Raw genomic sequence first — 11,570 nt, 5'->3', positions numbered from 1 at the left:
CGGCGCCTGCCGGGGAGGGAAGGCGCTCCGGGCTACGCCCTTCACGCCTTCCCTCCCCGGCCCGGAAAAGCGGACAGTTTATGTGCTACGAAACCGGACAGTTCTATTTGTTGACAACACGAGCCGAAGAAAGCGCTCATCAACCAGCGCGAGGTGCACCGCGACACCCATTCCTTCGAGAATGCGCTACGCTCGGCGCTGCGCGAAGACCCGGACGTGATCCTGGTGGGCGAGATGCGCGACATCGAGACCATCCGGCTCGCACTCACCGCGGCCGAGACCGGCCACCTCGTCTTCGCCACCCTGCACACTTCCTCGGCCGCCAAGACGATCGACCGCATCGTCGACGTCTTTCCCGCCGCCGAGAAAGAAATGGTGCGCTCCATGCTCTCCGAATCCCTGCGCGCCGTCATCTCGCAGGTGCTGCTCAAGCGCAAGGACGGCACCGGTCGCGTGGCGGCGCACGAGATCATGATCGCCAACGCGGCCATCCGCAACCTCATCCGCGAGAACAAGGTGGCCCAGATGTACTCCATCATCCAGACCAACCAGGCCATCGGCATGCAGACGCTCGACCAGTGCCTCATGGAGCTGGTACGCCAGCAGGTGATCTCAGTCGAAGAAGCCCGCTCGGTGGCACAGAACAAAGATCAGTTCCAGGTCGCTCCGACGCGCGTCATCTAAGTCTCTGGTGGCATTCCACCCAAGCAGTAACCGGCTAAGGACCGTCATCATGCAAAAAGACCAATCACTGCGCTTCGTCAACGACCTGCTCAAGCTCGCGAAGCAGAAAAAGGCCTCCGACCTCTTCATCACGCCGGACTTCCCTCCGGCGCTGAAAATCGACGGCAAGATCACCCCGCAGACGGCGCAGCCGCTCACCGCCATCCATACCGCGGAGATCGCCCGCGCCCTGATGAACGACCGGCAAGCCGCCGAGTTCGAGGCGACCAAGGAATGCAACTTCGCCATCAATCCCACCGGGATCGGGCGCTTCCGCGTCAATGCCTATCTGGAAAAAGGCGCCGTGGCGCTGGTGCTGCGCGCCATCGCCGACCGGGTCCCCACCTTCGAGGAGCTGATGCTGCCGCCCATTCTCAAGGAGATCGCCATGCTCAAACGCGGCCTGGTGGTCTTCGTCGGCGGCACCGGCACCGGCAAGAGCACCTCGCTCGCCGCGCTCGTCGATTACCGCAACGAGAATTCCTTCGGCCACATCATCACCATCGAAGATCCGATCGAATTCGTGCACACGCACAAAAACTGCATCGTGTCGCAGCGGGAGATCGGCATCGACACCGAAAACTGGGAAATCGCCCTGAAAAACACCTTGCGCCAGGCCCCTGACGTCATCATGATGGGCGAGATTCGCGACCGCGAGACCATGGACTACGCCATCGCCTTCGCCGAAACCGGACACCTTGCGCTCGCCACGCTGCACGCCAACAGCGCCAACCAGGCGCTCGACCGCATCATCAACTTCTTTCCCGAAGACCGGCGCCAGCAGCTGCTCATGGATCTCTCGCTCAACCTGCGCGCCTTCGTGTCGCAGCGCCTGCTGCCGCGCGCCGACGGTCCTGGGCGGGTTCCGGCCGTAGAGATCATGCTCAACTCGCCGCTCATTGCCGATCTCATCTTCAAAGGGGAAGTGGGCGAGATCAAGGACGTGATGAAGCGCTCGCGCGAGCTGGGCATGCAGACTTTCGACCAGGCCCTCTTCGACCTCTACGAAGCGGGGCTCATCCGCTACGAAGACGCGCTGCGCTACGCCGACTCGGTCAACGACCTGCGGCTACAGATCAAGCTCTACAGCAAACGGGAAGACAAACCCGACATCCGTCCGCCCGACGGCCTCGACGTCCTCTGATGGCGTGCGTCACGGCGGCGTGCTGGTGCGCCGCCGCATCGGGCCGGCCACGAGGCGGTATTCCAGAAGGCGGCATTCCAGCGCCCCGTTGAAGAGCGGCACGCGCCGGCTTGCCTTGAGTCCGATGGCCCGCGGCAATTCCGGGTCGGCGGTAAGGATCCACGCGCGCCAGCCCGTCCAGTGGCGCTTGAGCGCATCGCCCAGCCGCGGATACCATGCCGCCAGCCTCTGCGCTTCATCGAGCCGAACGCCGTAGGGCGGGTTGGCCACCAAAACGCCTTCTGGTGCCGGGGCGACGAGTTCCCCCACATCGGCCACTTGCCAGTGCACCGCCTCCTCCAGACCCGCTGCGGCGAGGTTGTCGCGCGCGGCCGCCACCATCGCCGGATCGACGTCGGAGCCCCACAGCCGCAGCGGCACGTCGCGGCGCAGCGCCTTGGCACGCTGGCGCAAAGCCCGCCACTGCGCCGGGTCGAAATTTTCCAGGTTTTCCAGGGCGAAACCGCGCGCGAGCCCCGGGGCGATGCCGCGCGCGGCCATCGCCGCTTCGAGAAGGAACGTGCCGCTGCCGCACATCGGATCGACCAGCGGCTCCTCCGGTCGCCACCCGGTGAGCATGAGAATCCCCGCCGCGAGGTTTTCCTTCAAGGGCGCGGCGACCATCGAGCGTTTGAACCCGCGGCGGTAGAGCGGCTCGCCGCTCAGATCGAGATAGAGCCGCGCGCGCCGCTCTTGCAGAAAAACCCACAGGCGTACCTGCGGCGCCACAGTATCGACACTGGGCCGCGCGCCCAGCTGCGCCCGGAAGCGGTCGCAGACCGCGTCCTTGACCCGCAGCGCCGCGAATTCGAGGCTGCGCAAGGGCGAGCGCTGCGCGCGCACATCGACGCGGATGGTGCACTCCACGGCAAAATGCCGTGGCCAGGGGATGTCGCGGGCCAGGCGATAGAGCTCGTCCTCGTTGCGATAGTCCCCTTCCCCCACCTGCCACAGCACGCGCGTGGCGATGCGGCTCGTCAGGTTCACCCAAGCGCCGAGCGCGAACTCGCCGGCAAAGCCCACCCCAGCAGAAGCCGGCTCAGGCCGCTCGACCCCCAGGCGCGCCAGCTCCTGGGCGAGCACCCCCTCCAGACCCCGCGGACAAGGGACGAAAAACCGCTCGCTCACGCCGCCTCCTCAAAAAGGTTTCAACACGGCGAGGAACACCACCGCCGTGAGCACCAGCACGGGAATCTCGTTGAAGACGCGATACCAGCGATGCGAGTGACGATTGCGCCCTTCGGCAAAAGCGCGCAGCAGGCGGCCGCACGCCAGGTGATAGACGACGAGAAAGGCCACGAGCAGCGTCTTCGCATGCAGCCAGCCGCCGGAAAAGCCGAAGCCGAACCACAACCACAGACCGAAGACGATCGCCAGCACCCCCAGCGGCGTCATGAAGCGGTAGAGTTTGCGCGCCATCACCAAGAGGTGTGCCCGCACCGCCGGCTCTTCGACCATCGCCAGATTGACGAAGATGCGCGGCAGATAGAAGAGCCCGGCGAACCAGCTCACGACGAAGACGATGTGCAGGGATTTGACGACCAGCATGGACTCATTCTCCTTTTGGGCAGCTCGAATAACCTACTGCGCGGCTGCATGGCGGCGTTGCGCGGTGCTCGGATGCTCGCCTATCTTGGTTGATATGTCTCGCATCCTGCGCTCCGGGCGCCTTGCCCTGTCGCCGCTCGCGACGGTTCTTCAAGCTGCCCTCTCGTTTCGCGGCGGGCTGCGATCGCCGCCAGCACGCCCTCCACCGTCGGATGGCGCAGGCACAGGCGCAGTTCTTCGCGCAACCGCTCGCTGCGCAGACGGCGCGATTCTCGCATGAAGGAGGCCGTGGCGGGTGGCACTGCCGCCAGGGCATCGGCCAGGGGCAAGCGCGGCGGCGCCGGCAAGTCGAAGGTTTCCGCGAGCCGTTCGTAGAATTCGCTCAAGGTGAGCGCGCTTCGATCGACCACGTGATAGGCACGCAGGCTCGCGCCACGGAAGGTGGCAAGCCACAAGGCGCGAGCGAGATCATCGGCGTGGATGTGGTTGGTCCACACTGGCTCTTGCGGCAGCGGCCAGCCGCGGCGCAGCCGCTCCAGCGGCCAGCGATCCTCGGCGTAGATCCCCGGCGCGCGCAGGATCGACAGCCGCACGCCAAGCCGGCGCGCAAACGTGCGCCAGCGCCGCTCGGCAGCCAGCCGCCGTTTTCCCCTGCCCGTCTGCGGTCGCGGCGGATCGGATTCGCGCACCCAGGCGCCGCCGCGATCGCCGTAGATACCGCTCGTGCCGACATAGACCAGACGGCGAGGGCGCCTCCCGCCGCGGGCCAGCGCCGCCGCGAGGCGCTTCGAGCGAGGATCGTCCATCCCTTCGGCCGGCGGAGGGGCGAGCATCCACACCCAGGGCGCGAGCCCGGCGAGGCGACGCAGACTGCGCCGGTCATCGAGATCGGCGATCAGCACCTTCGCCCCCCTCTCACGCCAGGCCGTCGCCGCCTCGGGACGGCGCACCAGCACGATGACACGGACTTCTGCAGGCAGAAAACGCATCGCCCGCGCGGCCACGTCGCCTGCCCCGACCACCAGCAATCTCCTTGCCCGCTTCATGCTATCCTTTTGCGCTTTCTGCGTCACGCTGGATGCGCAAGCCTACCATGAACGCCATCGTCCGCATCGCCGACCATGCCGGCGCCGACTTCCGCGTCGCCCCGGATCAGACCGTGCTCGAAGCGGCGCTCGCCGCCGGGCTGCTGCTGCCCTATGGGTGCCGCGACGGCGCCTGCGGCGCCTGCCGTGCCCGACTCCTCGAAGGCAAGATCGAATACACCGGCCCCGTGGCCGCCTCGGCCCTCACCGAAGAGGAACGGGCACAAGGCTGGTTTCTGCCCTGCCGCGCCCGGGCGCTCACCGATCTCGTCATCGCCGTGCGCGAGCTGCGCCGTGCCGACGACTTTCCGGTCCACAAATTCCCCGCCCGCGTCGAGCACCTGGAGCGCGCCGCCGAAGACGTGACGATCCTCACGCTCAAACGGCCGGCGAGCCTGGATTTCCGCTTCCGCGCCGGCCAATACGTAGACGTGCTGCTGCCCGACGGCGCGCGGCGCAGCTTCTCGCTCGCCAACGCCCCGGAAGAGAACGATTTTCTCGAACTCCACGTCCGGCTCGTGCCCGGCGGCCGCTTCACCACGCACGTCTTCACGGCGATGAAGCCGAAGGAAGTGTTACGACTCGAAGGGCCGCTCGGCAGCTTCTTCCTGCGCGAGGAAAGCGAAGCGCCGATCCTCTTTCTTGCCGGCGGCACGGGGTTTGCACCGATCCAGTCGATGCTGCGGCACATGCACCATGCCGGCATCGCCCGTCCCGCCACGCTCTACTGGGGGGCGCGCACGCGCGCCGGCCTCTACCGGCATGAATGGCTCGAACGCTTCGCCGCCGAGCACGCGTGGTTTCGCTACGTGCCGGTGCTCTCCGAACCCCTGGTCGAGGACCGCTGGGAAGGTCGCACCGAGCTCGTGCACCGCGCCGTGTTGCAAGACTTCCCGACGCTCTCGGGCCACGAGGTCTACGCCTGCGGCGCTCCGGCGATGATCGAAGCCGCCCAGCGCGACTTCCTGGCGCACGGTCTGGACGCCGAGTCCTTCTTCAGCGACGCCTTCACCTTCGCCACGAGCCCTACATGAGCGACAACGCCACCTTTCTGACGCGTGAACCCGCCGTCAATCGCAAACAGGCGATCACCGCCAACCGTCTCTTCCTGCATGCCTCCTCGATGCAGGCTGCGCTCGAAGAACTGGCGCGTCTGCGTCCTTGCTGGCCGAGCGCACACACGGTCTTTCTCTCTTTCGGACGCCTGGTTCCAGGGCCTGAGCTCCTCGATTGGTCCTGGCCCGAAGGGACCTTTCTCGAAATTCCCGCCCCTGCCCTCACGCATCCCAAAGTCCAGGCCCTGTTGCCCCTCGTCCATGCCCAAGGAATTCCTCTTTGCCTCGGCTGGTACGACGGCGTAAGCCCCGTCCCTCCCATCGGCGACTGGCGCTTCACCTTGGTCGATCTGCGCCGCAGTTCCGTCCCCGGGCTGGCACCCGGCATTGCCCTTGCCTGGGGGCTAACCGATTCCTCTGCCTTCGCCGACACCATCGCACGAGGCTTTTCCGGCGCCTGCGGCTGGTTCTTCCTGCGCGGCACCCCCGAAGTGGTCCAGAAACGCGCCACCCCCAGCTTCGGCATCGTCCTGCAGCTCATCCAGAAACTCCAGCGCGACGCCGACATCGCCGAGATCGAAGAACTCCTCAAACGGGACGTCGCGCTCAGCTATCGGCTCTTGCGCTACATCAATTCGGCCGGGATGGGACTGATGTGCGAAGTGACCTCGTTCCGGCACGCGGTCCAGATCCTCGGCTACCGCAATCTGCTGAAATGGCTGTCGCTGCTTCTGCTGAATGCCTCGCAGCATCCCTCGCAACAAGCCCTTGCCCAAACGTCCCTCGTCCGGGGACGCCTCATGGAAGAAGTCGGCAAAGGGTTCTTTTCCGCAGAGGTGACGGAACAGCTTTTCCTCTGTGGCGTCTTTTCCATCCTCGACGTTTTGCTCGGTGTGCCGATGGCGGAAGTCCTGCAGCACATCGCCGTGAGCGAGGCGATACGAGAAGCGCTCACGCGAAACCAGGGAGAATTCGCCCCCTTTCTCGAACTTGCTCGGGCGTGCGAAAGCCCTGATGCGACACTAGTGCGTCATCATGCAGAAAAGTTGGGGCTCGCCCCCCAGACATTGAATCGGGCCCACCTCACGGCACTGGAATACGCCGACCGGCTCAATGCATAAAAAAACGCCGCGGCGCATCCGTGCGCTGCGGCGCGAGAATCCTCACTTCAGCGTCAGGATCCAGCGAACGAGTTTCTCGATGTCGGCTTCCGGCACCTGCGCGTTGGGCGGCATGGGCACCGGCCCCCACACACCCGAACCGCCGTTCTTCACTTTCTGCACCAGCTTGGGTACATCGGCCTCGGTATATTTCTTGGCCACGTCCTTGTAGGCCGGACCGACCAGTTTCTTGTCGGTGGCATGGCAGGCCACGCAGCCGTATTTCTTCATGAGCGCGTCGCCGTCCACCGCATCGGCTGCCAGCGCCGGACCCGCCAGGAACAGCGCCGCAGCGCCAACCCAGAGTGCCTTGTGCATCGTACTCTCCTTTGAGTCACTGAAAAAAGTTCGAAGCGACCGGCGAGAGGCACTGCCGGCGTCTTCGTCGCTCAAACCGCGGCCTCTCCCGCGGCGCGAGGCGCTATGTTAACCCAAACTGAACGCGCCCACATCATTCATCCTAATCCTGGCGCCGGGGAAAACAAGCGCTTTTTACGAAGCGCAACAATCGGCACTCATTGCCGGATCTCCTCGGGCAAAGTGTGCGGCAGCAAGCCGACGCGCGAGGCGCGCACCGGGGAGATGTCCAACCCGCCGCGGCGGGTGTAGCAGGCAAGCACCATCAGTTCCTGCATCCCCAGGCGCCACAGGTCGCGGTAGATGCGCTCGACGCATTGTTCGTGGAATTCCTGCTGCTCGCGAAAGGAGACGACGTAGCGCAGGAATGAAGCTGGATCGATCACCGGTCCCAGGGCGTGCACGACGACGCAGCCCCAATCGGGTTGCCCCGTCACGGGGCAGTTCGACTTGAGCAGATGGCTCACGAGCCGCTGCATCCGAGGCGTTGCCTCGGCGATGCGCAGCAGCGCCGGATCGTAGCGGTAGGTCTCGATCTCCACCGGCAACTCGTCGACGCAATCGCCTGCGGGATAGCCCGGCGCGCGCTGCGGCCGCATCGAGAGCGGCGCGATCGCCACCTCCACCGCCGCCCCAGCTGCCCGCGACAGGTCGGCCCGGATCGTGGCCGCGACCGCATCGACCTCGGAAAAACGCGTGCCGCCCAAGCCGTTGAGGTAGAGTTTCAGCGACTTCGATTCGATGAGGCAGGGCGAATCGCAGGGCACGCGAAAGCGCGCGAGCGCCACCACCGGTTTGCCGCGCCCATCGAGCCAGGAGAGCTCATAGGCACGCCACTCGTCGAAACCGACGAAAGGTGGCGGGTCGAGGTCGCGGCGAGTCTGCGCCCGCGCGATCGGCGTGAGCACGCCGGGGTCGTAGGACGAAGGAACCGCCACCTGGCGACCGAGCCACAGCTCACTCATGGGTGATCATCCGAAGAGGGAATGCAGCATCTTCGCGAGCAGCGCGAGCAGCACCAAGGCGAAAATACGCTTGAGCGTGCGCACCGGCAGGCGATGAGCGAGCGCCGCGCCCAGCGGCGCGGTGAAATAGCTCACGGCGCTCACCCCGATCACCGCCGGCAGATAGACGTAGCCCAGCGAATAAGGCGGCAGACCGGGATGTCCCCAGCCCATGACGACATAGCCAATCGCGCCCGCCAATGCGATCGGCAGCCCGAGAGCGGCGGAGGTGCCAATGGCGCGGTGCGCCGGCACGTTGCACCAGGTAAGGAACGGCACGGTGAGCGAGCCGCCGCCGATCGCCACCAGCGCCGACACCGCCCCGATCACCGCGCCAGCTGCCGCCAGCCCCCAGGGGCCGGGCAGCTGGCGCGAAGCCTTGGGCTTGATGTCGAGCAGTATCTGCGCGCAGACGTAGGCGATGAAGCAGGCAAAGAAAATCGCCAATGGCCGCGAAGGCAGCGCAGCCGCGATGAAGGAGGCGAGGAAAATACCGATGATCACGCCCGGCCCCATGGTGCGCACCACGCCCCACTCCACCGCCCCGCGCGCGTGATGCGCCCGCGAACTGCTCACGGAGGTAAGCACGATGCTCGCCATGGAGGTGCCGAGCGCCAGATGGACCACGTTCTCGGCCGGAAAGCCTTGGGCGGTATAGAGCGAGGTGAGGATGGGCACCATGATCGCCCCGCCGCCCACACCGAGCAGGCCGGCGAAGATGCCGACCACGGCACCGAGCAGCGGATAAGCCAGCCACCATGCGTCCATCGTTTGCCCCCATGAAAAAACCCGGACCGAGCCGGGTTTGGTAAGGGAGATCCCCCGCGAGCGCCGATCAGGCCGATGCTCCTGAACCCGAGGTTCAGGTTGGTCGCTTTCCTTCCGCCTCAGGCACGCCCGCGAAGGGCGCGCACACTGGCGGTTTCTCGGGGCCGCGACCCATCGTCACGATATTGGTTCTAGGATCGTACGACCTTCCCGAACGCCGCAGGGGAAACCTGAGGGCAGCGGCTAGAGGGGGCGGTCGTATTGACTCAAGACCCCGTCGAGCCGCGCGCCGATGAGCTCAATTCTACGCTTGAATCGCGTGATGTCAAACCCTCCCTGCTGCTGCAGTTTGACCAGATCGAGCGCCACTTCCAGCGCCGTCCACAGCACCAGTTTCTCTCCGCTCAGCCCCGAGCGTTGCGCCAGCGCAGCGATGCGCTCGTCGAGCAGCTTCGCCGCCTGGGCGAGCGGCTCCGCCTCGCCCTCCTCACACTCCAGGCGATAGGTGCGCCCCATCAGGGTCACGTCGACGTGCGTTTCAGACATCGCTCGTCTCCGCCGGTTCGAGCAGGGTCACGGCGCGTTCGATGCCGCGGATCGCCTGCGCGAGCTTGCCTTCGAGAATCCTCTTGTCGGCTTCGAGCTGCGCCACCTGGCGCTGCAGCCGCTGATTGTGCGCGCTCAGACGCTCCACGAGCTGCGCGAGCCGCTCGGCCTGACGTTCGAGATGCGCAAGTTCCGTCTCCATCGCTTACCTCCGCAGCTGCCCCAGATCGCGCACCGCCCCCGTGTCGGCGCTGGTGGTGAGCGCCGCATAGGCCTGCAGCGCCACCGAGACCTGGCGCTGGCGCGAAGCCGGGCGCCAGGCAGCCTCCCCTTTGGCCTCCATCGCGGCGCGCCGGCGCGCGAGCTCCTCGTCAGCCACCGCCAGATGGATGCGCCGCTGCGGAATGTCGATCTCGATCGTGTCGCCCTCCTCGATGAGGGCGATCGTGCCGCCACAGGCGGCCTCCGGCGAGACGTGCCCGATGGAGAGGCCCGAGGTGCCACCAGAGAAACGCCCGTCGGTGAGGAGCGCACAGGATTTCCCCAAGCCTTTGGACTTCAGATAACTCGTGGGATAGAGCATCTCCTGCATGCCCGGCCCCCCTTTGGGCCCTTCGTAGCGCACCACCACCACGTCGCCGGGCTGGATTTTGTCGCCGAGGATGGCGGCGACGGTCTCTTCCTGGCTCTCGAAGACGCGGGCACGGCCGCGAAAAACCCAGATCGACTCGTCCACGCCGGCCGTCTTGACGATGCAGCCATTCGGCGCGAGGTTGCCGTAGAGCACCGCCAGGCCGCCATCCTGGGAAAAAGCGTTTGCCCGGTCGCGAATCACGCCGGCGGTGCGATCCAGGTCGAGCGAGGGATAGCGCCGTTCCTGGGAGAAGGGGCGCTGGGTCGGCACGCCGCCGGGGGCGGCGCGATAGAACTCGAACACGTCGAGCGCCGAGGTCTGCATCACGTCCCAGTGGGAGAGCGCCGCTCGCAGCGTCGGGCTATGCACGGTGGAGACTTCGTCGTGCAAGAGCCCGGCACGCTGCAGCTCGCCCAAAATGCCCATCACGCCGCCGGCGCGATGCACGTCCTCGACGTGCACCGTGCTCACCGCCGGAGCCACCTTGCACAGGCACGGCACCTTGCGCGAGATGCGGTCGATGTCGGCCAGGGTAAACGGCACTTCGGCCTCATGCGCCGCGGCGAGCAGGTGCAGCACGGTATTGGTGGAACCGCCCATGGCCACGTCGAGCGCCATGGCGTTCTCGAATGCGGCCAAGGTGGCGATGCGCCGCGGCAGGACGGATTCGTCACCCTGCTCGTAATAGCGCTTGGCGAGTTCGACGATGAGCCGCCCGGCGCGGCGGAAGAGCCCTTCGCGGTCGCGGTGCGTGGCCACGAGCGTGCCGTTGCCCGGCAGCGCCAGCCCCAGTGCCTCGGTGAGGCAGTTCATCGAGTTGGCAGTGAACATCCCGGAGCAGGAGCCGCAGGTGGGGCAGGCCGAACGCTCGACGAGCGCTACTTCTTCGTCGCTCGCGTTGGGGTCGGCCGCCTTCACCATGGCGTCGACCAGATCGAGCGAGAGCTCCTGATCCTGCCAGCGCACCTTGCCCGCCTCCATCGGTCCGCCGGAGACGAAGACCACGGGGATATTGAGGCGCAGGGCGGCCATGAGCATGCCCGGCGTGATCTTGTCGCAGTTGGAGATGCACACCAGCGCATCGGCGCAGTGCGCATTGACCATGTATTCGACCGAATCGGCGATGAGCTCGCGCGAGGGCAGCGAATAGAGCATCCCCTGGTGCCCCATGGCGATGCCGTCGTCGATGGCGATGGTGTGGAATTCCTTGGCCACGCCGCCCGCCTTTTCGATCTCCTCGGCCACGAGGCGGCCGAGATCGCGCAGGTGCACGTGCCCGGGCACGAAGTCGGTGAAGCTGTTGGCGATGGCGATGATCGGTTTGCCGAAATCCTCTTCCTTCATGCCGGTGGCGCGCCACAGGGCGCGGGCGCCGGCCATGTTGCGGCCGTGGGTGCTGGTGCGGGAACGATACTGCGGCATGGGAGATCCTCGATCCGTTGGCTGCGATGCCCGTTATTCTAGTCCCGAACCGGCCTTGGGCTACAATGAACCCGTGCGCCACACC

The 11,570-nt window shown here is 66.2% G+C and carries 12 protein-coding genes, 1 other RNA gene and 1 pseudogene; 4 read left to right on the top strand and 10 right to left on the bottom strand.

What is annotated here, in order from left to right; genetic code table 11:
* Positions 1-117: 117 nt before the first annotated feature.
* Both EPD82_RS11035 and EPD82_RS11030 read left to right on the top strand, forming a co-directional pair.
* Positions 118-684: pseudogene (locus tag EPD82_RS11035) on the top strand (type IV pilus twitching motility protein PilT); the annotation flags it as partial.
* 49 nt (positions 685-733) lie between these two features.
* Positions 734-1,867: a PilT/PilU family type 4a pilus ATPase gene (locus EPD82_RS11030; RefSeq protein WP_141056669.1), complete on the top strand. Its 1,134-nt coding sequence runs from the start codon at positions 734-736 to the stop codon at positions 1,865-1,867.
* Between the two features lie 9 nt (positions 1,868-1,876).
* Here EPD82_RS11030 and EPD82_RS11025 read toward each other — a convergent pair whose 3' ends face one another.
* From EPD82_RS11025 to EPD82_RS11015, 3 genes are all read right to left on the bottom strand, one after another.
* Positions 1,877-3,034, bottom strand: a complete 1,158-nt coding sequence (locus tag EPD82_RS11025) for a THUMP domain-containing class I SAM-dependent RNA methyltransferase (RefSeq protein ID WP_141056668.1) — start codon at positions 3,032-3,034, stop codon at positions 1,877-1,879.
* A 9-nt stretch (positions 3,035-3,043) separates the two neighbouring features.
* Positions 3,044-3,454, bottom strand: a complete 411-nt coding sequence (locus EPD82_RS11020) for a CopD family protein (protein ID WP_055422872.1) — start codon at positions 3,452-3,454, stop codon at positions 3,044-3,046.
* Between the two features lie 80 nt (positions 3,455-3,534).
* Complete coding sequence (locus tag EPD82_RS11015; RefSeq protein WP_206202282.1) at positions 3,535-4,476, bottom strand: NAD-dependent epimerase/dehydratase family protein; 942 nt, start codon at positions 4,474-4,476, stop codon at positions 3,535-3,537.
* Between the two features lie 71 nt (positions 4,477-4,547).
* Here EPD82_RS11015 and EPD82_RS11010 point away from each other — a divergent pair, with 71 nt between their 5' ends.
* Together EPD82_RS11010 and EPD82_RS11005 are read left to right on the top strand one after the other, a co-directional pair.
* Positions 4,548-5,573, top strand: coding sequence for a CDP-6-deoxy-delta-3,4-glucoseen reductase (locus tag EPD82_RS11010; RefSeq protein ID WP_141056670.1), 1,026 nt, complete (start codon positions 4,548-4,550; stop codon positions 5,571-5,573).
* Positions 5,570-6,715 carry an EAL and HDOD domain-containing protein gene (locus EPD82_RS11005; RefSeq protein ID WP_141056667.1) on the top strand — a complete coding sequence of 382 codons (1,146 nt, stop codon included), beginning with the start codon at positions 5,570-5,572 and terminating at the stop codon, positions 6,713-6,715. Before EPD82_RS11010 ends, EPD82_RS11005 begins: the two co-directional genes overlap by 4 nt.
* 42 nt (positions 6,716-6,757) lie before the next feature.
* Here EPD82_RS11005 and EPD82_RS11000 read toward each other — a convergent pair whose 3' ends face one another.
* The 7 genes from EPD82_RS11000 to ilvD form a co-directional block, all read right to left on the bottom strand.
* Positions 6,758-7,072, bottom strand: a complete 315-nt coding sequence (locus EPD82_RS11000; protein WP_141056666.1) for a c-type cytochrome — start codon at positions 7,070-7,072, stop codon at positions 6,758-6,760.
* Positions 7,073-7,269: 197 nt separating this feature from the next.
* On the bottom strand, positions 7,270-8,076 hold the full coding sequence (queF, locus tag EPD82_RS10995) for an NADPH-dependent 7-cyano-7-deazaguanine reductase QueF (RefSeq protein ID WP_141056665.1): 807 nt from the start codon (positions 8,074-8,076) through the stop codon (positions 7,270-7,272).
* A gap of 6 nt (positions 8,077-8,082) precedes the next feature.
* Positions 8,083-8,883, bottom strand: a complete 801-nt coding sequence (locus EPD82_RS10990; protein WP_141056664.1) for a sulfite exporter TauE/SafE family protein — start codon at positions 8,881-8,883, stop codon at positions 8,083-8,085.
* A 47-nt stretch (positions 8,884-8,930) separates the two neighbouring features.
* A non-coding RNA gene (gene ssrS / locus EPD82_RS12500) (6S RNA) lies at positions 8,931-9,112 on the bottom strand.
* A 14-nt stretch (positions 9,113-9,126) separates the two neighbouring features.
* A complete protein-coding gene (locus tag EPD82_RS10985; protein WP_055422877.1) occupies positions 9,127-9,429 on the bottom strand; it encodes a cell division protein ZapA in 303 nt (100 codons plus the stop codon).
* Complete coding sequence (locus EPD82_RS10980; RefSeq protein ID WP_037989428.1) at positions 9,422-9,631, bottom strand: hypothetical protein; 210 nt, start codon at positions 9,629-9,631, stop codon at positions 9,422-9,424. The genes EPD82_RS10985 and EPD82_RS10980 overlap by 8 nt, the downstream gene beginning before the upstream one ends.
* Positions 9,632-9,634: 3 nt before the next feature.
* Entirely contained in the window at positions 9,635-11,485 is a 1,851-nt protein-coding gene (ilvD, locus tag EPD82_RS10975) for a dihydroxy-acid dehydratase (protein ID WP_055422878.1), read from the bottom strand.
* Between the last annotated feature and the right edge of the window lie 85 nt (positions 11,486-11,570).

The sequence above is a fragment of the Tepidiphilus succinatimandens genome (assembly GCF_006503695.1).
Classification (GTDB): Bacteria; Pseudomonadota; Gammaproteobacteria; order Burkholderiales; family Rhodocyclaceae; genus Tepidiphilus; species Tepidiphilus succinatimandens.
This window is presented reverse-complemented; position numbering and strand designations above follow the sequence as displayed.

What these genes read in the sequence shown, in the direction of transcription:
- EPD82_RS11030 (WP_141056669.1), top strand. Translation starts at nt 734, where the DNA reads ATGCAAAAAGACCAATCACTGCGCTTCGTCAACGACCTGCTCAAGCTC.
- EPD82_RS11020 (WP_055422872.1), bottom strand. Translation starts at nt 3,454, where the DNA reads ATGCTGGTCGTCAAATCCCTGCACATCGTCTTCGTCGTGAGCTGGTTC.
- EPD82_RS11010 (WP_141056670.1), top strand. Translation starts at nt 4,548, where the DNA reads ATGAACGCCATCGTCCGCATCGCCGACCATGCCGGCGCCGACTTCCGC.
- EPD82_RS11005 (WP_141056667.1), top strand. Translation starts at nt 5,570, where the DNA reads ATGAGCGACAACGCCACCTTTCTGACGCGTGAACCCGCCGTCAATCGC.
- EPD82_RS11000 (WP_141056666.1), bottom strand. Translation starts at nt 7,072, where the DNA reads ATGCACAAGGCACTCTGGGTTGGCGCTGCGGCGCTGTTCCTGGCGGGT.
- queF (WP_141056665.1), bottom strand. Translation starts at nt 8,076, where the DNA reads ATGAGTGAGCTGTGGCTCGGTCGCCAGGTGGCGGTTCCTTCGTCCTAC.
- EPD82_RS10990 (WP_141056664.1), bottom strand. Translation starts at nt 8,883, where the DNA reads ATGGACGCATGGTGGCTGGCTTATCCGCTGCTCGGTGCCGTGGTCGGC.
- EPD82_RS10985 (WP_055422877.1), bottom strand. Translation starts at nt 9,429, where the DNA reads ATGTCTGAAACGCACGTCGACGTGACCCTGATGGGGCGCACCTATCGC.
- EPD82_RS10980 (WP_037989428.1), bottom strand. Translation starts at nt 9,631, where the DNA reads ATGGAGACGGAACTTGCGCATCTCGAACGTCAGGCCGAGCGGCTCGCG.
- ilvD (WP_055422878.1), bottom strand. Translation starts at nt 11,485, where the DNA reads ATGCCGCAGTATCGTTCCCGCACCAGCACCCACGGCCGCAACATGGCC.